This window comes from Rickettsia endosymbiont of Pantilius tunicatus (assembly GCF_964291875.1).
GTDB lineage: Bacteria > Pseudomonadota > Alphaproteobacteria > Rickettsiales > Rickettsiaceae > Rickettsia.
The window spans coordinates 1072180-1097308 of the sequence record NZ_OZ198175.1; the positions used below are offsets into that span (position 1 = coordinate 1072180).

Here is a 25129-nt window from a genome sequence, read left to right on the forward strand (position 1 = left end):
TTTATATGTAAGTCAACAGAAAAGTTAAAGAATTAATAAGAAATATTTACAAAGCTTAAAGCTTCTTTAACTAATGGAATAGTTATTTTTCTCTTAGAAGTTAGTGCAAAGTTATTGATATACTCCAATATTTCTAAAATTTTGTTATATTCTCTAGGCAAATTCACTAATAAAAAATCTATTACTATTTGTGATATTGTCACAGAAGATATAGCAAAATGTTTAAATATTAAAATTTTAATTAATTCATCATCAGGAGGATAAAGTATAACGTTTAATACAGAATTAATACGTGATGATAGATCAGGTAAAATAAAGTTTTTGCCTTTATTATTAGATGTAAGTAAAAGATATTTTTGTTTTTCGTTAATAAGGTTAAATAGATGAAGCAGTGCCGTTTCCTGCCAATTTTCTATATCCTCAATAATGAAAGCATTATGATTTGCTAAAATTTTGTCATCAAAAAAAATATCTTTAATGATGTAAGCATTGCTTAAATTTTGCCATATTTTGGTTAGATAAGTTTTACCTGAAGAGGCAGGACCTTTTATTAGTAAAGTAAATTTATAAGGATTAACTCCAAAACTATTTTGCCAGTTTTGTACAGCATTATAAGCTAGAGCATTAGACTCAGAAACAATAAATTCCTCAGGGTGATACTTTGAAGAATTATTAAAAGGAAATATATATTGCATTTATTGAATTGAATAATTGCTCTTAATTTATAATTAATTTTTAAATTTATAATTTATTAAAGAATCGTATATTATTCCAAAATCAAAACGATGACGACTAAAATAGTCAACTACTTCACTTTTAGCCGAATAACCAAATAATTTATCTTCATAAGGTTTAGTACACCCTTCTTCTAGCATTTTAATAATTTCTTTTAAATCTCTTTCATCAGCACCATTTTTTATTGCTAATTCTTTATATTTGATAGCAATATTATTGTCTTTTTCAACATTCGTTCCACAAATATAATTTTTTGATAAAATAGTTGATGCAACTACCGATCCTTCATTAGCTGCTGTATCTAAATAATATTTCATTTCCTCACTATTACCCTCATCACTCGCTATAGCTCCAGCAATTGCGTATCCCACTTTCTTACTTTGAGCTATAGCTGACTTTAGATATAATACTATTTTTTTACAGGATTTTTGTCTGTTATCTCACCATAAAAATATAAATTAGCTACTTCAATCTGAGCATATAAATGTCCTTTATTGGCTGCATCTAAAAAAATTTATTCATCTCTTTTAATATTTTAGAATATTCTTCCCCACCTGATAACGACAATAATATTAATTCTGCTTTTTTTATTAATTGCTAATTGATACTCTCCTTCAACTAATCCTTGTTTTGCTGCTAATTCAAAATAATAATTTGATTTTTCATGAGTATGCTCTACGTCTAATCCTACAAGATGCATGTAACCCATATATAAATAACCTAAAGGCTCTCTTTCTTTTCCAGCAGCATCAAATAGTTCATATGCTTTTTTATAATCTTTGGAAACTTCAAACCCATGAAAATATTTTTTACCCAGAATTAAATTATTATTTTCTTGATTATTTTTTGCAATAACAGGTAAGGAAATTATACTTATAATAGTTAAAAAAATTATTATTTTTATCTTCATATCATTAATCCTCTAAAGATATTTTTCATTTTCTTCCTTAACGAGTGCTATCAACTGCTCAACCGATAATACTTCCTGCTCGGTAGCTCCAAGTTTTCGAATAGTTACTTGTTTATTCTCTTTTTCTTGTTTTCCGATTACTGCAATCATCGGTACTTTTTGGTTAGAAAACTCACGGATTTTATAATTAATTTTATCCGGTGATATATTAATATCGACTCGCACTCCACTTTCAATTAAAGCTTTCTGCACCTCTAAAGCATAATCGTTTAAATCGCTTGTAATGGTAGCAATTGCAACCTGCACAGGAGCAAGCCACAAAGGAAAACGTCCTGCATATTCTTCGATTAATATCCCAATAAAACGTTCAAGCGAGCCAAGTATTGCTCTATGTAACATTACAGGTCTTTTTTTCTCACCGCTTGCTGCAACATAGCTAGCATCTAAACGCTCAGGCAAAACAAAATCCATTTGCAGAGTTCCGCATTGCCATTGACGCCCTATTGCATCTGTTAACACAAATTCAAGCTTAGGACCATAAAATGCCCCCTCACCCGGGTTTAATGTATAGCTATAACCTGCTTTCTCTACTGCCTCTTTTAAAGCATTTTCAGCCTTATCCCAAGTCTCATCGCTACCAGCTCTAACGTCAGGACGATCAGAGAATTTTACCTTTATATCAGTAAAACCGAAATCCTTATAAACCTCTGTTAGTAATTTACAAAAGCTAACTGTTTCCTCGGTAATTTGTTCCTCAGCACAAAATATATGTGCATCATCTTGCACTAAACTCCGTACTCTCATCAAACCATGTAAAGCACCGGATGCCTCATTACGATGGCACAAGCCGAACTCAGACATACGAAGCGGCAAATCACGATAACTTTTGATACCTTGCTTGAAAATCTGTACGTGACAAGGGCAGTTCATCGGCTTTAAAGCAAGCGTCTTGTCGTCCGTTTCTAAAGCGAACATATCATCACGGAACTTTTCCCAATGTCCAGAAAGCTCCCAAAGACTTTTATCAACTAAAACAGGAGTCTTAACTTCAATATAACCGTTTTTACGAATCTTTCTTCTGATATATTGCTCAATAGTATTATATATACTCCAACCCTTATCATGCCAAAATACCATTCCTTGAGCTTCTTCCTGAAAATGGAACAAATCAAGTTCTTTTCCTAATTTTCTATGGTCACGCTTTTCAGCTTCTTCAAGCATGAATAAATAGCTATCTAGCTGCTCTTTAGTAGCCCAAGCCGTACCATATATACGCTGCAATACTTCATTTCGGCTATCACCACGCCAATAAGCTCCCGCAACTTTCATTAGTTTGAAATGTTTAACAAAGCCGGTAGATGGAGCGTGCGGACCTCGGCATAAATCAATAAAATTACCTTGCCTATATAAGCTTATAGGCTCATTTGACGGAATTGAGGCGGTAATTTCAGCTTTATAATGCTCACCTATCAATTTAAAAAATTCTACAGCCTTTTCTCTATCCCATAACTCTCTTGTTACTTTTTCATTTTTTTTAGCAAGCTCATGCATTTTAGCTTCTATAACTGCTAAATCATCAGTGGTAAAAGGTTTACTTCTTGCAAAATCATAATAATAACCATTCTCGATAGCAGGACCGATTGTTACTTGCGTTTCAGGGAATAACTCCTTTACTGCTTCCGCTGTTAAATGTGCAGCATCGTGCCTTATAACTTCAAGACATTCAGGATCTTTAGCAGTTAAAATACGTAAGCGGCAATCATTATCGATTTGAGTACTTAAATCCTTAAGATCGCCATTTACTTCAGCAATCATTGCTGCTTTAGCAAGCGATGTTGAAATAGACTCAGCTATCTCAAACGCTGTAATATTTTTTTCAAACTGCTTTGCACTCCCATCAGGGAAAGAAATATTTATCATTTTTTATTCTAACTTATTTTTCTTTTAAACGATCAGCTATTAATTTATATGATTCATAAGCTTTAGCTGGGTCTTTTTCTAGCAATTCAAATCCTAGTCTTTCATTACTATTAATATGCCATAATTTACAAGTATCAGGACTAATTTCATCAGTTAACATTACCAAAGATTCCTCACCGGTAAATACTCGCCCGAATTCAAGGCTACATTCAACAAGCCGAATACCAATGCCGATGAACAAACCGCTTAGAAAATCATATATACGCAAAGCTTGCTTCTTAACTGTATTAATTTCATCTTTAGTTAACCAACCAAAATTTAATATTTGATGTTCATTAACTATCGGATATTTAAATTCACGACTTTTTACTTTAAAGTCAATTATTGGCTTATCAAATACAAAGCCTTCATCCATACCAAATTCTTTTACAAACCTACCGCACGCAACAGAAGATACGACTACTTGCAGAGGAAACATCTCAACATATTGAATTAACTGCTCTCTCATATTTAGCTTTTCAATAAAATGATTTTCAATACCAATCATTTCAAGCTTATTCATTACAAAAGAAGATATATTATTATTAAGCACTCCTTTGCCTGATACATCAATAATTTCACCATTTTCTAAAGTAGCTTTATCAGAAAAAGCCATTACAAGCAAAAACTCTTCTTCAGAAGTATATAGGGTTTTACTTGAACCTTCATATAGTTTTTTTTTCATATATTATTTTTTAAAATTTATTTAGCGTCATTGCGAGGAAAAACTACAAGTTTTGATAAAACAATCTAGTTAAAAATTGCTATAAATTAGTATTTTTTATTATTTTTCTGGATCTAGTTCCCAAGCCACGGTATGACATTTAAAGGCTTCTGAATCCCCGCCTATGCTAAGAATGACATTGTGGATATTTTTCGAACCATACAACAAAACCCCTTTGTACAATAATATATAAAAGAAGTCTAAGACTTTTTTAGCAACTCAATTGCTTTCGAAAAGTCCAATATATACTCTTCTTGTTTTTCTAAATCTTTGATTTTGAGATTTTTACTTGCTTGTTCTTCGTCACCGATAAAGACAATAAATTTGGTATTATCATTTAAGGCTCTTTGCATTCTTTTTGCCATTTTACCGCTTATTTCTATCAACGCAGGTATATTATGTAAACGTAATTGATCGGCTATTTTTAAAGAATACGAAATATTATTCTCGCCTATTGGCAATACAAATATTGGAGTTACCGAGTTTATATTATATTCCCGCATCAAGGCTATTCTCTCAATTCCTGCTGCAAAACCTATTGCCGGTACTTCATCGTTATTGCCCATAATGCGGCTAAGCCCATCATAACGCCCGCCGGCAAGAATAGTGGATTGGCTTCCTAGCTTTGTAGTTGTGAATTCAAAAGCAGTATGGCAATAATAATCAAGCCCCCTAACTAGGCGTGCATTTATGGCGTATTTCACGCCTAAAATATCAAGATATTTTAATAACTCTTCAAAATATTCTTTTGACTCATCAGTATAATACTCTGATAAAACAGGGGCGTTAGCTACTATTTTTTGATCGATTTCACTTTTAGAATCAAGAATCCGCATCGGGTTTTTAGTTAGCCTTATTTTGCTATCTTCTGATAACTCATCCTTAAAGTTGTTTAGATATTCTACTAATTTTTGCTGATAAGTAGTGCGGGACTGACTGCAACCAAGAGAGTTTAACTCTAAAGTAGTATCGGCTAAAACCTCTAAACTTTCAAGTATATCTGCCGCTAGCTTTAAAGTTTCAGCATCAGAAATAGCCCCTTTAGCTCCTAAATATTCATAATTTAGCTGGTGAAATTGTCTTTGACGCCCTGCTTGCGGTCTATCATAACGAAAAACAGGACCAGTAGAAAATAATTTGAGGGGTAGTTTATGTTGTAAGCCGTTTGAGATAAAAGCTCTTACAACCCCTGCTGTAAATTCAGGACGTAAAGCTACAGATTCATCGCTTTTGTCTAAAAAGCTGTAGATTTCTTTGCTAATTACGTCAGAGCTTTCACCCATCGAGCGGTTGAAAACTTTGGTATATTCGAGTATTGGCACACTCATTTGCTTGTAGCCGTATAATGCTCCAACCTCTTTTGCTTTATTGATTATATAATCATGAACTTTATAATCATCCGGCAAAAGATCTTTCATTCCTCGAAGTGGCTGGAGTTTTTCGGTCATTTTGATTTATTTAATGCTATTTTATTAATTATATTATATAGCGAAAAGTATTAGGATATAGACTTTAAATTTTAGAGCGAGCTTGCGGAGCGTACATTTAGTACGAGAGCATAAGCGAGTCTCTTAAAATTTGATGTATATATCCTAATAATTGAAGCTATATTTCTTTCTTCATAAAAAATGATCTGACTATATATAAAGCAAATATCGTAACAAACCAAATTAATAAAGCACGTCCTGCTGTAAGTAAATTAAACTCACCATCATACATTTGAATGAACAATAAATAAAAGCATACTATTAAAATAAACGGAGCAATAATATATACTAAAGGACATTTAAATGGTCTTTGAGCATTAGGCAACCTTGTTCTAAATAATAATACTATTATTGCAACTGTTATATAATCAATAATTGCTCCCATTGAAGTTAATTGAGTTAATAACTCTGTCGAACAAAATCCTCCAAGAATAGCAGCTAAAGATGCAAATATTATAATTGTAATATATGGGCTATCATATTTAGGATGCAATTTTGCAAAACTTTTCGGTAGTAATCCGTCACGTGCAATAGCATAAAAAATACGAGAAGTACCATAAATATTCATCATCAGCACCGTCATCATACCGCATACAGCACCAGTTGCAACTATAGCTGAACCGATCTTACTGTTATTGATAGTTAAAGCATAAGCAAGCGGTTGATCGTTGTTTAACTGATCAAAAGGTGCAATACCGGTAACAAGCCCTGCCATTGCAACATACACTATAGTAGTTAGAACAAGCGAGCCGATAATACCAATCATTATATCACGCTTTGGGTTTTTACACTCTTCAGCAGCAGTTGCAATTGTTCCAAATCCTGTAAAGGCTAAGAATAAAATAGATGCACCGACTAAGACGTTACTAAAACCGAACGGCATAAAATTGCTCCAGTTAGTTGCATCAAAATGTGGAGCAGCAGCAACTATAAAGACGAATATCGCAGCCATTTTAACAAATACTAAAATAGCATTTAATTTTTTACTGTCTTTAGTACCTAAAAATAAAATAAACCCAATAAATACCGAAATTAAGAATGCAGGTAAATTTACTATACCGCCATTTGTCGGCACTGTGGTTAAAACTTTTGGCAAGTGGATTCCGCCGGCTTCTAATATCCCTTGTACGTAACCAGACCAACCGGCTGCAACTATTCCAGCAGCAACACCTAGCTCTAATATTATAACACTGCCTATCATCCAAGCAAATACCTCACCGAATGCAACATAAGAATAAGTATAAATACTTCCGGATGTTGGAAGCATTGCCGCAAGTTCAGTGTATACAAGAGCTACAAAAATACAGGTAATACCTGCAATCGCATAAGATACCATAACAGCCGGACCGGAAAATTTAGCAGCAATTATTCCGGTAACAACAAATACACCTGTACCGATCATTGCACCGAGTCCAAGTAGTATTAAGTCAAATGCTCCAAGAGTCTTACTAAGACCACTCGAGCTACCTATTTCTTTGACTGATTCAAAGCTTTTTTTTCTTAAAAAACTCATTTATTTCTCCTGTTTTTAGTGAGCTTATTTTTTATGAATTATGTATCATACTTAATGTCACCCCGTGGACAAGCCACGGGATGACAATTTATATCCCTAGTAATCCAGCCGCCGCCAAGTACTCTCGTGCCGTCATAAATAACACATGCTTGCCCAGGGGCAACGGCTTTTTCCTCGGACAGAAACTTTACTTTCATTCTATCACCCTCAAGCTTACTTATTTCAGCTAAACGAGGGGGTCTTGTTGAGCGGACTTTTACGCTTACTTCCAGCTTCTCGCCATCCTTTAGACTATCGGCTAGCCAATTCAAGTCTTTAATTACAAATTCCTGCACATTTAACGCAGATTCTGGACCTACATATACTATATTACTACTAGGATCAATTTTTATCACATATAAGGGCTCGTGGTAAGATATTCCAAGACCACGACGTTGTCCTATAGTATAGTTAATTATGCCGCTGTGAGTTCCTAACTCAAAACCATTTATATGCAGAATTTTACCGCTTTCGCTGCTATTCGGACGTATTTTATTTATTACGTTCTTATAATTTCCATCAGGTACAAAGCAAATATCTTGACTGTCAGGCTTATCTGCCACCTCAAGCCCAAATTTACTAGCAAGTTTTCTTGTTTCATCTTTAGTAAGGTCTCCAAGCGGGAAATCTAAATATTCAAGCTGCTCTTTGGTAGTTGCAAATAAAAAATAACTTTGATCTTTTAAAGGGTCAAGTCCCATATGAAGTTCTGGACCATTATCACCATTTATTTTTCGTACGTAATGACCTGTAACAAGTTTATCAGCTCCAAGTTCTTTAGCAGTTTTGATTAGGTCTCTAAATTTTACTGATTTGTTGCATTGTACGCATGGCAGTGGCGTCTCACCTCTCAAATAGCTATCAACAAAATTATCTATTACCGATTCTTTAAATTTACTTTCATAATCAAGCACATAATGAGGTATGCCAAGCTTATTTGCTACCATTTTAGCATCATAAATATCCTGACCTGCACAGCAAGCATTTTTCTTAGCCGTAGCCATACCATGATCATATAATTGCAGGGTAATACCTATTACTTTATAGCCTTGCTCGCACAACACTCCAGCAACCACTGAACTATCAACGCCTCCGGACATCGCAACGACTAAAGTAGATTGTCTATCGTTTGAGTTAATCATAAAAACTTCTAAACAAACAGCAAATTATACTCGATTTACGGTAAATTACAACCAATTATTTATAAAAAATTTTAAATTTTAATGTTACTTTTTTTCTGCTATTATTATACATGACTGAATAAATACTAATGTGCAGATGTTTAAAAAATATTTTAAAAGAATTAAAAGAAGTTATTTTGGTTTCTTAAAAGGAACAGTTAGAATAAATGATGATATAGTAAATTGTTCTTTCGAATCTGATTGGAAAATAAGCAATGATTAGCATAAAAACTAGAAAACCATTATACTAAACTTTAATTCAAATTAAAAGCTAATAATATGTCGTTGCAATATAAAAAACCCCTTAAAACTTTATGTAAAACAGTTGCTATATTAATATTTATTTATTTGGTGCTGGTTATTTTAGAATATGCCCGTCAAGGTTTTATAAATGATTTATCGATGTAGAAAGTAGATCTATCAATTCAAAATTCTATAAAAGAACCTATTTATTTAGTTTCTTATGCTGATGGTACAGAACATATTTATCGTAATCAGAATGCAACAAGTCATTATGCTATTAATAAGGGCATAGATTTTATATTTAATTATAAGAAAAAACATATTGATGAGACATTTATAGAAAAACATCAAGAAATTTTTAGTGAAAAAGCAGGGGCAGGTTTATGGTTATGGAAGCCTTATATCATACTTGAAACAATGAAAAATGCTCCGGAGGGAGCTATTATAGTATATTTGGATTCAGCTTTTGTTATTAAACAACATATTAGCAATCTGACTAATCTGCTAGGTACTAATGATGTATTACTAGTGCATGATCGTGATCGTAAGAATGGCAGTTTTGTAAAAGGTGAAAGTTTTGCTTTGATGAATTGCCTTACTGAAGAATGTAGAAATGATGATCATATTTGGAGTGCGGTTATTGTAGTGCGGAATACTGAGCTTGCTCGCTCTTTTATTGGAAAATGGCTAAAAAGTTGTGAGGATATTAGAGTCCTTTCAGGTAAAGATTATAATATTCATCCTAATTATGATGAATATAAATGGCATCACTCAGATCAGTCAGTACTTAGCCTTGTATATAACCAAAATCCGCAATCGGTTAAAGTAATAGAATATGAAGAGACTGCGCCATTTTTAAGTTGGTTTCATCGTAAAAACTCAAATAGTTCGCCATTAAAAGCCTGGTATAGTATATATGGTATAGATCCAATAATTAACTTTAATACTAATGGTAAAGCATTACCGTCTACTGCTCTTGTAAATACTTCACCAATAGTTAAATTACGTAAATGGATTATTGAAAACTTTTATTAACGAATCAATCTAATATTAGCATTTTTAATTTTTAATTCTGCCCATATTTTATCAGTAGTATATATAGCAATGTTATGGTATATACCGGTAGCAATGCAAGCTCTATCACCTAAAGATAAACCATATTGCTTAGTATAACTCATTAATTTATCCGCTTCTACTGCAATCTCTTTTGAAAAAGGAATAATCGACGGAATGATATTTATAACTTTTCTCTTTTTTTAAAAGTGCAACTACTGCGGAAGTATCAAGTAAAATATGTTCTGATTTTAACAATATTTTATTCTTTTGCTGCATCTTCTTTTCTCATAAGTTTTAATTCTTTGTTTAAGTCAACATGTTTATATTTATCTAATATATTTCGTGCTTTTTCTATATTTGAATAAAAAGTTGATACTATTAATTCTGAATCATTATATTTTATTGTTACTTCATCACCTATTTTGAGTTTTAACTTTTTCCTGACTTTTATAGGAATTGCAAGTCTACCACTATTATCAATATAACTTTTTTGTACTATCATAAAAATAATTGCTTTATTAAATTATCAAATTTTCTTAGATTTTATCATTTTTAATTAAAATTAATCAATTAATAAATTTTATATTTCGATAGTTTCTCATTTTTTCACATCACGTACTTTGAAAAAGCTATAAGATAAAGTAAGTACTTTTACATCTCTTATTTCAGGATCGTTTTCGAAATCCTTATCTATATAAAACGTGACTGGCATTAAAACTTTTTCACCGGCTTTTAATAATTGTTCTTCGAAACAAAAACAATGAATTTTTACAAAATATTTTCCTGCTTTATTAGGAGTAACATTATAAATTGAAGTTCCTATAATATCGTTATTACTTAAATTTTCTGTTTCATAAAAAACTAAGGTGTTTTGTCCTGGAACAATCTGGACTCGCTGCTGTCTTGGAATAAAACGCCAAGGGAGATTTTTATCGACATTAGCATCAAACTCAATAATTATAGGTCTGGTTCCTTTGACTTTAGAGTAAATAGTTGCTGTTTCTCTGTTAGTAGTACCGCCATATCCCGTAACTTTACAAAATAAGTTATAAAGCGGTACGGCAGCAAAGCTAAGTAGTACCATACTAACTATTAGTCCTAACAAGGAAAACGCTAAGCTTTTATTAGATTTTTTAGACATTATTTGATTTTATTTAAAAATACTCTAGAAATAGTTTATTTTAGAACATATATATGATATTATAAATAAAAAAATATGCGAGGTTAATAATGACCAATATTAGTAATGCATTAGCAATCTCTAGTGAATCAGGCTTTTACAGCTACTTACAGAAAATTAACAAAATCCCTTCGCTAACACAAGAAGAAGAATTTTTACTGGCTAAATCTTATTTAGAGCAGAATGATCTGCAAGCTGCACATAAGCTAGTAACTAGCCATCTTAAGTTAGTTGCAAAAATTGCAACTGGTTATAGAACTTACGGTCTTCCTGTTACTGAACTAGTATCAGAAGGTAATATAGGGCTAATGCAGGCAGTGAAAAAATTTAACCCTGAACTTGGTTTTCGTTTATCAACATATGCTATGTGGTGGATTAAAGCCGCTATCCAAGAATATATATTAAAATCTTGGTCATTAGTAAAGATGGGTACGACTACTGCACAGAAAAAATTATTTTTCAGCCTTAGTAAAATTAAAAATAAAATCACTAATTTATATTCAAGAGCTATTACAAGTGATGATTTTGTTCAAATCGCTGATGAGCTAGGCGTTTCAGTTAGCGAAGTTTCTGATATGAATATAAGACTTTCTGGTTCTGATTTATCGTTAAATAATACTATAAATAATGACGATGCAAGCTCAGGCGAATTGATAGAACTATTGCCTGAAACACGTCCAAGCCCTGAAACTATAGCCATTAACAAAGAAGATATGACTCATAAGAGAGCTTTATTGTCTAGTGCTATGAAAGTTTTAAACGCCAGAGAATTACGTATTTTAACAGAACGTAAATTACAAGATACCCCTAAAACCCTAGATGTTTTGAGTAGTGAATATAATATTTCTAAAGAACGTATTAGACAAATAGAAAACACCGCTTTTGAAAAGATAAAGAAATTTATTTTGAGTAGTGATGCTATTAAAGCTAACTAGATTTTTAATAGGAAAACATAATGGAAGTATTAATTTCAGAAGAAGATTATCGTAATATGGAAGAAACTTTGTACTTACTATTCTATTCCAAATATGCATAAGTCTATAGTTGAAGGGCGAAAAGAACCAATAGAAAAGTGTAGCGATAAACTAGATTGGTAATTTTTTATAAATGTATATAATTCGTTACACTAAACAAGCACAGAAAGATGCTAAAAAAATAGCACGAGCTGGTTTAAATATGTTCGTCATCGCGAGGAAATTACGCCAGTAATTGACAAAGCAAGGAAGTATAAAAAATGCTAATTTTTAGCATTTTTTTTTATTATTTTTCTGTTTCTACACTCCTTTTTGCTCACAATGACATTATTATGAAACAACCAGTAGTATACATTATTACTAACAAAAGAAATGGTACTTTGGTATGTTGGAGTAACTTCTAATCTTACTAAACGTATATATGAGCATAAAAATGAACTTTTAAAAGGATTCTCTAAAAAGTATGATTGTAAAATGCTGGTGTTTTAGTTACATGACACTATGATATCAGCAATCACAAGGGAAAAGCAAATATACTACTAATAAATGAAGAATTGGATAGACGAAGTTTTATTTGGAAAAGAGCAAGGAGTTCATAAGACGAGGAGCGGAGCATATACTTAATACGTGAGCACCACAGTACTTATAGGACGACGTAGCCAATTTTCAAATAAAACAAGTATAAAAGGCGGTTCAAGAAAAAGAAAGTTGGAACTTATTGAAGAAATAAATCAAGAATGGATAGATTTATATGAAAAGATTATTTATACTTCTTTGCTTCGTCAATTACTGACGTAATTTCCTCACAATGATGGTGTAAGTATTATGACTAAAATCTCAGCTTTTATCATTACTAAAAATGAAGCTGCAAGGATAGAGCGGGCTATAAATAGCGTAAAAAATATTGCTGATGAGGTAATAGTAGTAGATAGTGAAAGTACTGATGAGACTGTAGCAATCGCTGAAAATTTAGGAGCTAAGGTAGTAGTCAAGCCATGGCTTGGTTATGTAGGGCAGAAATCTTTTGCTGAAACTATATGTAAAAATGATTGGATTCTTAATATTGATGCTGATGAAGAACTTTCTAAAGAGCTGCAAGACGAAATAGAATATATTTTTGCCTCTCAAAATCAAGATCGTTATTTGGCTTATCAAATAAAGCTTTTAATAATGCATCGTAATGATATACGCCCTAGAATTTTTGCTCCTTATAATAAATGCACCAGATTGTATAATAAAAATTTTGCTAGTTTTGCAAATACTATGAATAGTACCACTCATGATTCGGTAGTATTTAACAAGGATGTTGATTTTGCAAATAAAATCTATACATTAAATGAAGCTGCTTATCACTATTCAGGTACTTCAATTGAGCAGTTAGTAGCTAAAGCAAATTTTTATTCCGGTGAGCAAGCAAAGGATTTGATTAAACAAGGTAAAAATCCATCAAATATTCGGATAGCAACCGAAATGATATGGTGGTTTTTCAAAGCATTTTTTATTAGAAGATATTTTGTATTTGGCTTTGATGGTTTTGTAGATTCAATGATTTTTGCTTTTGCAAGATTTTTGCGACTTGCGAAGTTGAGAGAGTCAAAAAATGTCATTGCGAGGAGCAAAGCGACAAAGCAATCTCGTTAATCATCCCGAGATTGTGCACGTACAAAACTTGCAGTTTCTCCTCACAATGACGATTTGGAAAATAAAAAAGTAATTATGAAAGAAAATTTTAACGTTAGTAAATTAAAAAACGGCTTAACGATTTTAACATATAATATGCCTTATGTTAATTCGGTAGCAATAAATTTGATAGCCAAAGTTGGTAGCCGTTATGAAAATCTAGAAGAAGAAGGAATATCTCATTTTCTTGAACATATGGCTTTTAAAGGCACTAAAACCAGAACAGCAAAACAAATAGCTGAAGAGTTTGACTCTATAGGGGGGCATTTTAATGCTTATACTGGTCATGAAAAGACAGTATATTATTCAAGAGTGTTATCTGAAAATTGTAATAAAGCATTAGCAATAATTGCTGACATAGTGCAAAATTCTGCTTTTGCTGAAGAAGAAATAGCAAAAGAGTATCAGGTAATTTTGCAAGAAATAGCACATGCTCAAGATAATCCTGATGATTTAGTATATGAGAAGTTTTATAATAGTGTGTTTAAAGACCAACCACTTGGTAAACCGATACTTGGAACAAGCAAAACGCTTGAGACTTTTAATAGGGATCATTTCTTAAACTTTACAGGTAAGCATTATAATGCTGAGAATTTTTATTTATCGATTGCAGGTAATGTTGATCACGATAAAATAGTAAAAGAAGCTGAGAAGTTATTTTCTTCTTTAAAACAAGGAGAGAAAAGTAATTTTTCGCCTGCAAAATATATAGGTGGTCATAGCTTTATAAATAAAGATTTAGAGCAAACCACTTTAATAGTAGGTTTTGAAGGAACATCTTACATTGATTTAGCAAAGCTTTACCAAACACAGCTACTTGCTATAATATTTGGTGGTGGGATGTCTTCAAGATTATTCCAGCATATTCGTGAAAAATTAGGGCTTGCATATGCAGTAGGTAGTTATAATAGTCCATATTTTGATAGCGGAGTATTTACTATTTATGCGAGTACCGCACATGACAAATTAGAGCTATTAGCCGCAGAGCTGAAGGACGAAATAAAGAGAATGACAGAGCAGGTAAAGCAAGAAGAGATAGAAAGAGCTAGAACCCAAATCCGTAGTAATTTACAAATGGCTCAGGAAAAAGTAGCCTATAAATCGGAAGAAATAGGCAAAAATTATGCTGTTTTCGGTAAATATATTTCACCTGAAGAGATAATGGAAATTATTATGAATATAAAAGCCGAAGATATTATACAAACAGCAGACCGAATATTTAGTACTAACTCTACATCTGCTATTATTGGTCCTAATAGCCTAAGCGGGTTTTAGTGATTTTGTTACGTAGATACCAAATTAAAACTGATCTATACGGAGCAAGCCTTAAGTAAGAATGACACCAATAGATCATCAATCCACATTACAAAATTCTAATTGATGACCAAGAATAAATTTTTTTACTTCCTCATGATTACAATATTCATCAAAAATTATTAAAATTCCTTGGTCACTAAAATATAATTTATTAGTAAACAAACGCTTTTCACAGCTCCATTTAGCTTCAAAAATATTTTTACCAATAATCTGTAATAGTTGAGATTTTATCTTACATTTAGTAAAATAAATTAATTATTAAATGGAGATAAGAAATGAACTTAAATCAAAAAATAATAAAGCCAAAATTAGGATTACTAGAACTCACTAAGAGTCTTGGTAACATATCATCAGCATGTAAAGCGATGGGCTATAGCAGAGATAGTTATTACAGATTTAAAGAACTGTATGAAACTGGTGGTGAAGAAGCGTTGTATGAAATTAGTCGAAGAAAGCCAATAATAGCCAATAGAGTTGATCCAGTGATAGAGAAGGCAGTAATGGATATGGCAATAGAATATCCAGCATATGGTCAGCTAAGAGTATCAAATGAGCTTAAGAAGAGCGGTATACTTGTATCACCTGGAGGAGTGAGATCAATTTGGTTACGTAATGATTTAAACAATATCAATAAAAGGCTTAAAGCATTAGAAGCAAGGATGGCTCAGGATGGTATTGTACTTACTGAATCTCAGTTACAAGTACTAGAGAAACGACGTAGCGAAAAAGAAGCCCATGGCGAGATTGAGACACAGCATCCAGGTTATCTAGGATGCCAAGATACATATTATGTAGGAAATTTTAAGGGTATAGGTAAGGTTTATTCTCAGGTATTTATTGATAGCTATAGCAGAGTAGCTGATGCTAAACTATATACTGATAAAACAGCTTTAACTGCTGCTGATATGCTTAATGACCGCGTGTTACCATGGTATGAAACTCAAGGCATACCAATACTTCGTATTCTGACAGATCGCGGGTCAGAATATAAGGGAAATATAGAGCATCATGCTTTTGAATTATTTCTAAGTATCGAAGGTATAGAACATACTATTACTAAAGCATATTCTCCTCAAACAAATGGTATGTGTGAACGTTTTAATAAAACTATGACACAAGAATTCTTTGATACAGCTATGCGGAAAAGGATCTACACTGATCTTGATGATTTACAATTAGATCTTGATATTTGGTTAGAGCATTTCAATAATGAGCGACCACATTCAGGAAAATATTGTTATGGTAAAACGCCTATGCAAACTTTTAAGGATAGTAAGAAATTAGCTATTGAAAAGAACAATGAAATCTTATATCTTGAATACTCATCTGACAGTCATAATTTATCAGATATTCAGATATAATTTTTATAGTGTCTGTAAGATCAAATCTTGACTTCTACAAATAATCTTAACTCCGTTTACTCCAAATTTATGATGTATTATCCCTTTTTTTAAAGCAGCAACAAAATAAGTAATTTCATTTTTAAATATGGTATGAATTTTTTTGGAAATTGTACCATAGCAATCTAATCCTCGATACTTACCCAATAATACAGCTTTACCCTCCCCTACTTCATTATCAATTTCAATTTTACCTTCTATGGGTATATTCCAAGAATTTTTATTAAAACTGGTAATTTTTTGAACAATTAAATTAAGTTCATATTTCTTTTTTATTTGATAATATTCATGAATTTTCTTTGCATCATGCCCATTAAATAATTGTTCTAAATTTTCTGTTTGTTTACCATCTCTAGAATAATTTGTAATAATTTCTTCTCGTTTTTCCTGGCTTAATTTATCTGCATATTTTTGTAATTTTTCTTTATTAGTATTTAATAAGGCAGTAACTACTCCTATCTCTAAAGTGCTTTCATTATCAGGATCATTTTGCAAAGCATTATCAATATTTTGGAAAATCTTTTCAGCTTTTTCAGGAACTAGCTCTCTGTTATCGGCTATTAATCTAGTATTAATTCCATTAAAGATTTCTACCTTTTCGGCTGGATTAAGACTATTATTCTCAGGTAATGTATAATTTGGCTCTATATAACTACGAAGCTTTAAATATAAATTTATTATATGCTGAGGTATAGTGGGTAAAAGATTAGAAGATATTTTATATTGCTTAGTACATACAGCAAGCGAGAACGCTAACAATGTATCATTTGAAGAATCAATAATATGTTCAAGTTTTTCTGTTAATTTTAATTGTTGCTTCTTAGTAATTACCTGTTTATTTGGAATTTTATTATAACAAGCCATGTACTCACAGCCATCGTAAAGTGTTTTACAGAAAGAAGATAAATTATCTAGCTTAATTGAGATGAATTTTTCACTTTTATAAGTAATCTCATACGGATTAGTTAGCATCTCCATTAAGTATTTTATATTTATCTGTTGAACTTTTGCTACTAAATTCTGGGCTTTGCTAAATTTACCCTGTATTCTATAATTAGACCATAAACTAAAGATTATTGATTCATGATTCGGTATAAGCTTGAAAGCACATTTATGAAATTTTGTTGATATTTTATAGTCTTCAGTTTCTTTATAAATACGACCTACTCTATTATACCATTGAGCTAAAGTTTTATCATCAGTTTTAGTATCTAATGACCAAATAGATGCTTCAAGTAAAGTCTTTGCAGCTTCAAGATTTTTATTCTCTGTTAACAAATCAGCAAATTCATCTGATAAATCCAAGCTAGATTTTATATACGGTATTAATCCTTGTATAATTAAAAGTTGGGGTTTCGGTTCAATAAGTTTTATGACAGGTAATAGATATTTAGCACATTTTAAATAATTTTCATTAGGATTCCTAAAATATAAGCTTATTGCTGTAATTATATATTTAAATATCTCTTTTGTTACTTCTTCATCGCTTCTATTTAATATACTGCATTGAAAAGCAAAAACTCATTAGTTGAATCTTAGTTATTAGTGTTTCAGTTTTTTTACTAATTACTTTATTCTGTGTTCCTGCTACAGGTTCACCATTTAACGTATATTCAATAAAATTAGGTTTTTCTATTATTTTATAAGGAGCTAATAATTTATGATCTTTATAATTTTTATATGGATAACTATAAATTAATTGCTGTATTAGAAATTGTTTAACTTCTATAGCTTTTTTATTATCTAGCTGTTTAAATAAACATGCTATTGTTTCTATAGCCGCACTTACAAGTGGTATAGATGAAAATTTCTCACTTATTTCATTTGGACTAAACTTCAGAAAATCTTTTCTAAACTTTTTTATATTATTTTGTGAAAGTACATTTTTAGTATTACAAATCTCTTTAATATCAAATAAAAATTCATTACCCATAAATTTAGGCTATTAAGCCTTTCACTTGTGAATTCCATAATTTTTGGTAAAGCTTACTATTTTTTAGCAGCTCTGCGTGGCTACCATCTTCAGTAATACTACCTTTATCAAAAACTAAAATCCTATCCATATTAAGCAGAGTTGATAACCTATGAGCGATAACTATCACAGTTTTATTTTGCATTAAATATTCCATTGATTCTTGGATTAAGCTTTCTGTTTCGCTATCTAGGCTACTTGTTGCTTCATCAAGAATTAGGATAGGTGCGTTTTTTAAAATAGCTCTTGCTATAATAATTCTCTGACGCTGACCACCCGAAAGATTATTTCCTCGCTCACCACACATAGTATCGTACTCTTCTGGCAACTTACTGATCACATCATGTATGTGGGCAGCTTTTGCTGCTTCAATTACTTCTACAAGTGACGCTTCTTTACGACCATATCTAATATTTTCCAAAATGGTACGATGGAAAAGTATCGGCTCTTGTGGGATAAGGCTAATAGCTTTTCTTAAAGAATCTTGCGTCACATTTTTAATATTTTGACCATCAATTAAAATCATTCCTTCTTCTATATCATGTAATCTAGTAATTAAGCTGATAAATGTAGTTTTACCTGAGCCAGAAAAACCAACTAATCCTACTTTTTGCTTACTTGGAATTAATACTGATTTATTATGAAACAAATTATTATTGTGATGATAATTAAAGGTAACATTTCTAAATTCAATGATGCCGTCTTTTATATCTAAAGGAGATGCATTTTCTATGTCAGTTATAATATGCGGTCCCATCAACGATAGACCTTGGTTAAAAGCTCCTACTTGCTCAAACATATCACCGATTTCTTGGGTTAAATCCCAAATATTATCCGATACGTTTATGCATAATGTTAATACTAGCACACAATCACCTATGGTTATAGCTAGCTCGCTACGTAGGGTTGACAGGTAATAAATCATGACAAAAATCATTATAGAGCAAGAAGTGCCAAGAGCGTAACGTAGTTTGAACATAAAAAATTGCATAGTTTGCTCATCAGCTACAGCATTCTCTACCCTTGTTTCTAAATGTTGACGCTCGAATTTATGAGAGGTAAACATCCTGACCGCATTAATATTGCTAATTGCATCAACAATACTACCAGCAACAAGCGATTGGCTTCGTGCATAATTTAGCGAATATCTATTAATGTTACCTGAAAATAAAACGCTAAGCCCTAAGAAAACTGTAATCCATATAATAAATATGGTGGCAAAAATATAATGTACTGAATATAAAGCAACTAATGCAAAAGCAATAATTGCTAGTTTACGGAGAATTTTTTCACCAAATATTGAAATGATCATTTCAAATGATCTAGCAGTTTCGGTAATTCTATTGCTAATATGCCCTGCTAGATTGTCTTGAAAGAATTTATGGCTGTGATATTGAGTATAATTATAAAGTTCGTTTAATATTTTTCCTTTAATAACAGGCATGGTTTTTAGATATAAATAATCGTATGAGCGGTAAGCGATATTAATCCCCTCCCACCAAAGAGCATAAAACACTGCCCAATAAATCATTGAAGATAAAAGATTATGTGCATTATCGTCACTGAATGACTCAATTAAATCGATAATCTTTTGCAGTAATATACTATCAACTGCCGGAATCATACCAAATATGATACAACTAGCAGTTAATAAGAGAATTTTAACTTTATCGAATTTTAAAAAATAAATACCTAAACTAAGCGTCGATTTGGATAAAGTAGATACCGTCTTAAGTGTCAACATCTTTTTATCTGTATTTTAATTAATTTCATTGAAAAGAGTTTTATTTTTGAGTACTCCATAAATAATATGAATTAACTTACGCATAGCGGCTATAACAATAACCATCTTGGGTTTTCCTAAACTACCTAAACGCTTGGCAAATTCTGTAACAATTGGATTAAATTTAAGAGACACTATAGCAGGCATATAAAAAGCTTTACGCAAATCTGCGTTTCCTGTTTTTGAGATCCTGCTAGTTCCATGTACAGAAGTACCTGATTGGCGTTGTTGTGGATTAAGACCGACAAAAGCTACTACTTGTTTTACTGATTTAAAATTTTCAATATCTGATAAAAAAGCAAGTATTACAGCTACTGTTTTTTCTCCTATTCCTGGAATTGAAACAAGAAGCTTACCTTTATCAGATAAGTCTGTATGTTTCTTTATATGGTTAGATATAAGCTTTTCTATTTCTTTTATCTGTTTATTCAAAAATTTTATATGAGATTTAATATTAGTTGTAACTATATCAAATAACCCTTCTAGCCTATTAGTTTCTTGGTTTTTGATAGAAATTAAAGCATCTAAACGATTTACTAATTGTTGTAGTTCTTGTATATGAAAAGCTGTAGGTTGCCAAAGTTCAGGCTGTATCGTTTGACAAAAATATGCAATCAGTTCACTGTCTGCTTTATCAGTTTTAACACGGTAAAGTTTACTGATAGAGAAGCCTTTTACACGAGCTGGATTTACAACACTAACTTTAAAATTATTTTTATAAAGATACTCAGCAAGCTTTAATCCATAAGTATTTGTAGCCTCCATACAAGCGTGTGCGGTATAAACCTGTTTAGTTTTTAGCCACTCACTTACTCCGTAAAATCCTTGTAAATTATTATTAAATTTTTTATTCTTAACTTTGTTATTAATTAGTAAAGCTACATCAAATGTTTCTTTAGAAATATCTATGCCTAAAATTATACTATTCATAAAATACCCTTTATAGTAAAAATTAAATAGAATACTCAAAGATCAACCTTGTATATACAGGTTCATTAAAATAACTTTTAAGACCTAGGACACCGTCCGATCTTTTGTGAGTATTAAAGGCTAGTTACTTATCTACGCTACAGGATCATAAGTCCTCAGGATATTCTCAGTATACTAGCCTTCTACTTCAGAGTCTTATAGTTTTTAATTAAAGACAATATTAAGATACAAGGATATTTTATCACTATAATGTTACCTCATATTTTAAAAAATCAGTGTATTTAACTTAATTTTTTTGTAAAAATATACCTAAAACTATTAAATATATTGAAAAGTCTTGCTTCTTGCTTTAAATAGTGTTACAAAAATCAGAAAATAAACTCAAAATCATTAGAAATGCAAGAGAAAGAATTATCTAATAATTTTTTAGAAGAACAAGAAGACATGAAAGATGATAATTCTCCATTCTTCGATGTAAAATATATTTGCCAAGCAAGTCTGTTAATTACTGATTCTATCCGTAAAGGATATGATGTTACGCAATTGCCAAACGGTGATGTTAATGTTACAGAAGTAAGAATAGTAAATGTTCATTATAATTGGAACTCCGAAAAAGGAAAATTTGTTAAAACTAATCAGATAGAATTTGATAATAGCAAAGGTGGATAATTAAATCAAATACAGAAATTTTTAATTATGGTTTTGTAATATATGGAATTTGATCAAGTATTATTATCAAGAATTCAGTTTGCTTTTACCATAAGCTTTCATATCATATTTCCGGCATTTACTATAGGTCTTGCAAGCTTTTTGGCAGTCATTGAAGGTTTATGGTTAAAAACAGGAAAAACTGTTTATCAGGAAATATATAAATTCTGGGTAAAGATTTTTGCAGTTACTTTCGGTATGGGGGTAGTTTCTGGCGTTGTAATGTCGTATCAATTTGGTACTAATTGGTCGAATTTTTCTTATAAGGTAGGCAACGTACTTGGTCCATTACTCGGCTTTGAAGTTTTTACCGCTTTCTTTTTAGAATCCTCCTTTCTTGGCATCATGTTATTTGGCTTTAATAAAGTCAGCAAAAAAGTACATTTTATTTCTACTTTAATAGTTGCTATCGGTACTGTTATCTCAGCTTTTTGGATACTTTCAGCTATTAGCTGGATGCACACACCTACCGGCTTTGAAATTAAGAGTGACGGGCTTTTTTATCCTTTAAATTGGCTTGAAATTATCTTTAATCCCTCTTTCCCGTATCGTTTTTTTCACATGCTTACGGCAGCTTATCTAACCACTTCGTTTGTTATTGGCGGCGTAGGGAGCTTTTATTTGTTAAATAACCGATATAAAGAACATGCTAAAATTATGCTTTTTATGGCAGTATTAATGGCATTATTTGTTGCTCCTGTTCAAGTATTTATTGGGGATCAGCATGGCTTAAATACTCTTAAATATCAGCCTGTTAAAGTTTCAGCTATGGAAGGAATTTGGGATACAGAAAAAGGAGCAGCTTTAAATATTATTGGCTTTCCGGATAAAGAAGAGGAAAAAACAAAATATGCTGTGCAAATACCATATGCTAGTAGCTTAATCTTAACTCATAGTTTGAACGGTGAAATAAAGGGACTAAAAGAGTGGTCAAAAGATGAACGTCCACCGGTTGCTACAGTATTTTATAGCTTCCGTATTATGGTTGGGATTGGTTTCTTAATGGTATTTACAGGAATCGCTGGATTATATCTTTATTTAAAGAAAAGATTATATAATGCTAAATGGTTTCAATATTGGTATATGTTAATGTCACCATCAGGCTTTATTGCAGTACTAGCCGGTTGGTTTGTTACTGAAGTAGGCAGACAACCTTATATTGTCTATAATATTCTAAGAACTGCCGATATGGCATCGCCGGTGCTAGGCAAATATGTATTTATTTCCTTAATGGCTTTTGTAGTAGTATATGCTATTGTTTTTGGTGCAGGAATGTATTACATATTACGCCTAATCAAACAAGGAATAAAAGTTATAGATAATTCAGAAACATATGGAAAACTTGGTTTAAATAATCCGTTCTAAATTTCTGGTCTAAAACAATCTTCATAAATGATTTGTTCTTTATTAGAACTTTTTTATTTGTTGGACTCCTCTATTTCTCTTTTCAGTTTTTCTATTTCTTCTGTTGAAAGTTTAGTATACTTAATTATTTTTTCTATAGGTTCATTATATATTAGCATTTCTTTTGCTATCTCAGCAGCTTTTTTCATTTCTGCTTTTTTTTTAAGGTATTAGCCTCGATCATAAGCCACTTTAAGCGATCTTCATAAGTGTTTCGCTCTTCCTCCTCGTTAAAATTCATACTTTTAAATACCACTTATTTGTTGGACTCTTCTATTTCTTTTTTCAGTTTTTCTATTTCTTCCAAAGATAACTCGGTATATTCTAAAATTTTGTCTGTCGATTCATTAGCGATAAGCATTTTCTTTGCTATTTCTATACTTCTTTCAGCCTTACTTTCCTCTTTAGCTTTTTTAATAGTATTAGCTTCGATCATAAGCCATTTTAAGCTATCCTCATAAGCTTTTTGCTCTTCCTCATTAAAATTCATAACCTCAAGTACCATTAAGGCTTTCTTTAAAACTTTATTATCTAGTTTTTTTTGGTAGCTTATCTTTGTTTAATAAATCATGGCGAGTTAAAAAAGCTAGCCATATATCAAGAGAGTCTTTTACTTTTTTTACTATATCTGCTAACTCTTCAGAAGCATTAGTAAATTTATTTAGCTCTATTGTATGCAACTCTATATCTTCAAAATATACTAAACCGGGTACTCTATCTCTTAACTCAAAGGCACTATGATAGTTTTCAGTATTCGGAATACTAGTAAAATTTAGTATATGAATACCTATTGTTTTATTTAGCTTCGAATAGTCATCACCGGCTTTTAATTGTTCTGCATATAATTTAGACCAATAATATAAGGCTCTTTTATCATAGTCAGCTTCGTCGGTCACCTGTATTTCGATATTAAACATTTTACCGCTTTCACTTTTAGCTTTGACATCAAGAATAGATAACTTATCTGCTGCAAAATTCTTTGGATTATATGGATTAAGTAGCGTTACTTCTACAATTTGATCTTTTTCACTAACTATCGAATTAATAAGCGATATCAATAAATCCTTATTCTCTTCCACTCCGAAGATTTTTTTTAAACGCTAAATCTACTCTAGGGTTAACCTTGTACATATCTCTTTTATTATTCTATTTAATTTTTTTTATTATATCATTTTCTGAACTAAATATCCATAATAGTGAGTCGCAAATAAGCAACGATATTTCAGCTTATCATAAGTATATTCCGAATAAATCCAATATTTAAGGATTATACTTCTAGGCTTTGCGAAAATTTCTAATATGAACTGTTTAAGATGAGAAAATAATTAGTTTTATTGATGTATACCTTTAATACTTCAAGATTTGGCAAGCCAAATTTCGGGATTCGTCTTTGCTCACGTAGTTCATCTACGTTCCGCAGACTCACCGCTTATTTGACTTACCAACTTTTGAAGTATTCGCTGTATATGTGCTTCTTTTTCAAAAAGCTTTAGGTAATAATGAACATCTAAGGTAAAAAGCAGGCTTCACCTTAGATAAGGTTATTTAATTCCAAATAAAATTAAAGCATATTTTATAAAATTTCAGACAAGATAAATTTCAAGATAAATATCCACAGCCTAAATTTACTTATATCAAACTTTATAAAATATGCCGTACCATACCGGTTAATGGTTCTGTGTACAAAGTTTAAATTACTCAAATTAACCACCAAAGAGCATAACGTTGGTGGTTTATGTATTTAATAAGTATCTAAAATGATGCATAGTTTTAGATATTGTAAGGAGGTAACGATGGTGGTCAGGTTATTAATATAATTATAATTAATGAACCGTGCCCCGATATGTTACTCCTTACTTCCTTTGGTTCCGAACAATCAATAGAGCAAGGGGTTATTCACTTGATCTTAATGGTTGATCGTGAATAACCCCTTA

At 31.4% G+C, this 25129-nt stretch carries 26 protein-coding genes and 3 pseudogenes; 10 read left to right on the forward strand and 19 right to left on the reverse strand.

Translation table 11 applies throughout. From position 1 onward, the window contains the following. Positions 1–32: 32 nt before the first annotated feature. From ACICQC_RS06275 to mnmA, 8 genes are all read right to left on the reverse strand, one after another. Positions 33–695, reverse strand: coding sequence for an HdaA/DnaA family protein (locus ACICQC_RS06275; protein ID WP_395476396.1), 663 nt, complete (start codon positions 693–695; stop codon positions 33–35). 33 nt (positions 696–728) lie between these two features. Continuing rightward, on the reverse strand, positions 729–1106 hold the full coding sequence (locus tag ACICQC_RS06280; protein ID WP_395476397.1) for a hypothetical protein: 378 nt from the start codon (positions 1104–1106) through the stop codon (positions 729–731). Between the two features lie 164 nt (positions 1107–1270). Beyond that, a complete protein-coding gene (locus ACICQC_RS06285; protein ID WP_395476398.1) occupies positions 1271–1645 on the reverse strand; it encodes a tetratricopeptide repeat protein in 375 nt (124 codons plus the stop codon). A 12-nt stretch (positions 1646–1657) separates the two neighbouring features. Next, on the reverse strand, positions 1658–3565 hold the full coding sequence (gene thrS, locus ACICQC_RS06290) for a threonine--tRNA ligase (protein ID WP_395476399.1): 1908 nt from the start codon (positions 3563–3565) through the stop codon (positions 1658–1660). A gap of 13 nt (positions 3566–3578) precedes the next feature. Continuing rightward, positions 3579–4289: a phosphoribosylaminoimidazolesuccinocarboxamide synthase gene (locus tag ACICQC_RS06295; RefSeq protein ID WP_395476400.1), complete on the reverse strand. Its 711-nt coding sequence runs from the start codon at positions 4287–4289 to the stop codon at positions 3579–3581. A 239-nt stretch (positions 4290–4528) separates the two neighbouring features. Then, on the reverse strand, positions 4529–5776 hold the full coding sequence (gene hisS, locus ACICQC_RS06300; protein ID WP_395476401.1) for a histidine--tRNA ligase: 1248 nt from the start codon (positions 5774–5776) through the stop codon (positions 4529–4531). 157 nt (positions 5777–5933) lie between these two features. Continuing rightward, the gene (locus ACICQC_RS06305) at positions 5934–7328 is read right to left on the reverse strand and encodes an amino acid permease (RefSeq protein ID WP_395476402.1); all 1395 of its coding nucleotides are present in this window, start codon (positions 7326–7328) and stop codon (positions 5934–5936) included. 38 nt (positions 7329–7366) lie between these two features. Continuing rightward, positions 7367–8509 (reverse strand): tRNA 2-thiouridine(34) synthase MnmA, encoded by a 1143-nt coding sequence (gene mnmA, locus ACICQC_RS06310; protein WP_395476403.1) that lies wholly within the window; start codon positions 8507–8509, stop codon positions 7367–7369. Between the two features lie 318 nt (positions 8510–8827). Between mnmA and ACICQC_RS06315 the strand changes: the two are divergent. Continuing rightward, positions 8828–9826 (forward strand): annotated as a pseudogene (locus ACICQC_RS06315) (hypothetical protein). Here the strand turns inward: ACICQC_RS06315 and ACICQC_RS06320 are convergent. From ACICQC_RS06320 to ACICQC_RS06330, 3 genes are all read right to left on the reverse strand, one after another. Beyond that, the gene (locus ACICQC_RS06320; protein ID WP_395476404.1) at positions 9823–9969 is read right to left on the reverse strand and encodes a hypothetical protein; all 147 of its coding nucleotides are present in this window, start codon (positions 9967–9969) and stop codon (positions 9823–9825) included. The pseudogene ACICQC_RS06315 and the gene ACICQC_RS06320 overlap by 4 nt on opposite strands. A 137-nt stretch (positions 9970–10106) precedes the next feature. Further along, positions 10107–10349, reverse strand: coding sequence for an AbrB/MazE/SpoVT family DNA-binding domain-containing protein (locus tag ACICQC_RS06325; RefSeq protein WP_395476405.1), 243 nt, complete (start codon positions 10347–10349; stop codon positions 10107–10109). A 96-nt stretch (positions 10350–10445) separates the two neighbouring features. Further along, a complete protein-coding gene (locus ACICQC_RS06330) occupies positions 10446–10988 on the reverse strand; it encodes a cytochrome c oxidase assembly protein (RefSeq protein WP_395476406.1) in 543 nt (180 codons plus the stop codon). Between the two features lie 89 nt (positions 10989–11077). On the opposite strand from ACICQC_RS06330, the gene rpoH reads away from it, so the two are divergent. From rpoH to ACICQC_RS06365, 7 genes and pseudogenes are all read left to right on the forward strand, one after another. Further along, positions 11078–11962, forward strand: a complete 885-nt coding sequence (gene rpoH, locus ACICQC_RS06335) for an RNA polymerase sigma factor RpoH (RefSeq protein WP_395476407.1) — start codon at positions 11078–11080, stop codon at positions 11960–11962. A 26-nt stretch (positions 11963–11988) separates the two neighbouring features. Then, positions 11989–12124 (forward strand): annotated as a pseudogene (locus ACICQC_RS06340) (type II toxin-antitoxin system Phd/YefM family antitoxin); the annotation flags it as partial. 249 nt (positions 12125–12373) lie between these two features. Next, positions 12374–12490, forward strand: a complete 117-nt coding sequence (locus tag ACICQC_RS06345) for a GIY-YIG nuclease family protein (protein ID WP_395476408.1) — start codon at positions 12374–12376, stop codon at positions 12488–12490. Positions 12491–12628: 138 nt separating this feature from the next. Then, positions 12629–12799: a hypothetical protein gene (locus ACICQC_RS06350; RefSeq protein WP_395476409.1), complete on the forward strand. Its 171-nt coding sequence runs from the start codon at positions 12629–12631 to the stop codon at positions 12797–12799. Between the two features lie 27 nt (positions 12800–12826). Then, positions 12827–13642 carry a glycosyltransferase family 2 protein gene (locus ACICQC_RS06355; protein WP_395476410.1) on the forward strand — a complete coding sequence of 272 codons (816 nt, stop codon included), beginning with the start codon at positions 12827–12829 and terminating at the stop codon, positions 13640–13642. A 75-nt stretch (positions 13643–13717) separates the two neighbouring features. Beyond that, complete coding sequence (locus ACICQC_RS06360; RefSeq protein ID WP_395476411.1) at positions 13718–14956, forward strand: M16 family metallopeptidase; 1239 nt, start codon at positions 13718–13720, stop codon at positions 14954–14956. Positions 14957–15273: 317 nt separating this feature from the next. Further along, positions 15274–16359 carry an IS481 family transposase gene (locus ACICQC_RS06365; protein ID WP_395476412.1) on the forward strand — a complete coding sequence of 362 codons (1086 nt, stop codon included), beginning with the start codon at positions 15274–15276 and terminating at the stop codon, positions 16357–16359. A 3-nt stretch (positions 16360–16362) separates the two neighbouring features. On the opposite strand, the gene ACICQC_RS06370 is transcribed toward ACICQC_RS06365, so the two are convergent. The 4 genes from ACICQC_RS06370 to ACICQC_RS06385 all read right to left on the reverse strand — a co-directional run bounded on the left by ACICQC_RS06370 (position 16363) and on the right by ACICQC_RS06385 (position 21083). Further along, entirely contained in the window at positions 16363–17703 is a 1341-nt protein-coding gene (locus ACICQC_RS06370) for a type IV pilus biogenesis/stability protein PilW (RefSeq protein WP_395476413.1), read from the reverse strand. Between the two features lie 184 nt (positions 17704–17887). After that, entirely contained in the window at positions 17888–18331 is a 444-nt protein-coding gene (locus tag ACICQC_RS06375; RefSeq protein ID WP_395476414.1) for a hypothetical protein, read from the reverse strand. A 4-nt stretch (positions 18332–18335) separates the two neighbouring features. After that, complete coding sequence (locus tag ACICQC_RS06380; protein ID WP_395476415.1) at positions 18336–20114, reverse strand: ABC transporter ATP-binding protein; 1779 nt, start codon at positions 20112–20114, stop codon at positions 18336–18338. 15 nt (positions 20115–20129) lie between these two features. Further along, complete coding sequence (locus tag ACICQC_RS06385) at positions 20130–21083, reverse strand: IS110 family transposase (RefSeq protein WP_395476416.1); 954 nt, start codon at positions 21081–21083, stop codon at positions 20130–20132. A 396-nt stretch (positions 21084–21479) separates the two neighbouring features. Between ACICQC_RS06385 and ACICQC_RS06390 the strand changes: the two genes are divergently transcribed. Both ACICQC_RS06390 and ACICQC_RS06395 read left to right on the forward strand, forming a co-directional pair. Beyond that, positions 21480–21752, forward strand: a complete 273-nt coding sequence (locus ACICQC_RS06390; RefSeq protein WP_341789046.1) for a DUF2671 domain-containing protein — start codon at positions 21480–21482, stop codon at positions 21750–21752. 42 nt (positions 21753–21794) lie between these two features. Further along, positions 21795–23156, forward strand: a complete 1362-nt coding sequence (locus ACICQC_RS06395) for a cytochrome ubiquinol oxidase subunit I (RefSeq protein WP_395476417.1) — start codon at positions 21795–21797, stop codon at positions 23154–23156. Positions 23157–23209: 53 nt separating this feature from the next. Here ACICQC_RS06395 and ACICQC_RS06400 read toward each other — a convergent pair whose 3' ends face one another. The 4 genes and pseudogenes from ACICQC_RS06400 to ACICQC_RS06415 form a co-directional block, all read right to left on the reverse strand. Continuing rightward, positions 23210–23344 carry a hypothetical protein gene (locus ACICQC_RS06400; RefSeq protein ID WP_395476418.1) on the reverse strand — a complete coding sequence of 45 codons (135 nt, stop codon included), beginning with the start codon at positions 23342–23344 and terminating at the stop codon, positions 23210–23212. Between the two features lie 107 nt (positions 23345–23451). Then, entirely contained in the window at positions 23452–23685 is a 234-nt protein-coding gene (locus ACICQC_RS06405) for a hypothetical protein (protein ID WP_395476419.1), read from the reverse strand. A 37-nt stretch (positions 23686–23722) separates the two neighbouring features. Further along, complete coding sequence (locus tag ACICQC_RS06410) at positions 23723–24274, reverse strand: Rpn family recombination-promoting nuclease/putative transposase (RefSeq protein ID WP_395476420.1); 552 nt, start codon at positions 24272–24274, stop codon at positions 23723–23725. Positions 24275–24534: 260 nt separating this feature from the next. Further along, a pseudogene (locus ACICQC_RS06415) lies at positions 24535–24665 on the reverse strand (palindromic element RPE5 domain-containing protein); the annotation flags it as partial. Positions 24666–25129: the final 464 nt, after the last annotated feature.

Excerpts from the sequence above, each read along its gene's own strand:
- ACICQC_RS06365 (WP_395476412.1), top strand. The coding sequence starts at position 15,274 with ATGAACTTAAATCAAAAAATAATAAAGCCAAAATTAGGATTACTAGAA.
- ACICQC_RS06345 (WP_395476408.1), top strand. The coding sequence starts at position 12,374 with ATGGTACTTTGGTATGTTGGAGTAACTTCTAATCTTACTAAACGTATA.
- ACICQC_RS06395 (WP_395476417.1), top strand. The coding sequence starts at position 21,795 with ATGGAATTTGATCAAGTATTATTATCAAGAATTCAGTTTGCTTTTACC.
- rpoH (WP_395476407.1), top strand. The coding sequence starts at position 11,078 with ATGACCAATATTAGTAATGCATTAGCAATCTCTAGTGAATCAGGCTTT.
- ACICQC_RS06360 (WP_395476411.1), top strand. The coding sequence starts at position 13,718 with ATGAAAGAAAATTTTAACGTTAGTAAATTAAAAAACGGCTTAACGATT.
- ACICQC_RS06405 (WP_395476419.1), bottom strand. The coding sequence starts at position 23,685 with ATGAATTTTAATGAGGAAGAGCAAAAAGCTTATGAGGATAGCTTAAAA.
- mnmA (WP_395476403.1), bottom strand. The coding sequence starts at position 8,509 with ATGATTAACTCAAACGATAGACAATCTACTTTAGTCGTTGCGATGTCC.
- hisS (WP_395476401.1), bottom strand. The coding sequence starts at position 5,776 with ATGACCGAAAAACTCCAGCCACTTCGAGGAATGAAAGATCTTTTGCCG.
- ACICQC_RS06385 (WP_395476416.1), bottom strand. The coding sequence starts at position 21,083 with ATGAATAGTATAATTTTAGGCATAGATATTTCTAAAGAAACATTTGAT.
- ACICQC_RS06295 (WP_395476400.1), bottom strand. The coding sequence starts at position 4,289 with ATGAAAAAAAAACTATATGAAGGTTCAAGTAAAACCCTATATACTTCT.
- ACICQC_RS06390 (WP_341789046.1), top strand. The coding sequence starts at position 21,480 with ATGCAAGAGAAAGAATTATCTAATAATTTTTTAGAAGAACAAGAAGAC.
- ACICQC_RS06330 (WP_395476406.1), bottom strand. The coding sequence starts at position 10,988 with ATGTCTAAAAAATCTAATAAAAGCTTAGCGTTTTCCTTGTTAGGACTA.
- ACICQC_RS06320 (WP_395476404.1), bottom strand. The coding sequence starts at position 9,969 with ATGAGTTATACTAAGCAATATGGTTTATCTTTAGGTGATAGAGCTTGC.
- ACICQC_RS06355 (WP_395476410.1), top strand. The coding sequence starts at position 12,827 with ATGACTAAAATCTCAGCTTTTATCATTACTAAAAATGAAGCTGCAAGG.
- ACICQC_RS06400 (WP_395476418.1), bottom strand. The coding sequence starts at position 23,344 with ATGAAAAAAGCTGCTGAGATAGCAAAAGAAATGCTAATATATAATGAA.
- thrS (WP_395476399.1), bottom strand. The coding sequence starts at position 3,565 with ATGATAAATATTTCTTTCCCTGATGGGAGTGCAAAGCAGTTTGAAAAA.
- ACICQC_RS06375 (WP_395476414.1), bottom strand. The coding sequence starts at position 18,331 with ATGGGTAATGAATTTTTATTTGATATTAAAGAGATTTGTAATACTAAA.
- ACICQC_RS06305 (WP_395476402.1), bottom strand. The coding sequence starts at position 7,328 with ATGAGTTTTTTAAGAAAAAAAAGCTTTGAATCAGTCAAAGAAATAGGT.
- ACICQC_RS06285 (WP_395476398.1), bottom strand. The coding sequence starts at position 1,645 with ATGAAGATAAAAATAATAATTTTTTTAACTATTATAAGTATAATTTCC.
- ACICQC_RS06325 (WP_395476405.1), bottom strand. The coding sequence starts at position 10,349 with ATGATAGTACAAAAAAGTTATATTGATAATAGTGGTAGACTTGCAATT.
- ACICQC_RS06275 (WP_395476396.1), bottom strand. The coding sequence starts at position 695 with ATGCAATATATATTTCCTTTTAATAATTCTTCAAAGTATCACCCTGAG.
- ACICQC_RS06380 (WP_395476415.1), bottom strand. The coding sequence starts at position 20,114 with ATGTTGACACTTAAGACGGTATCTACTTTATCCAAATCGACGCTTAGT.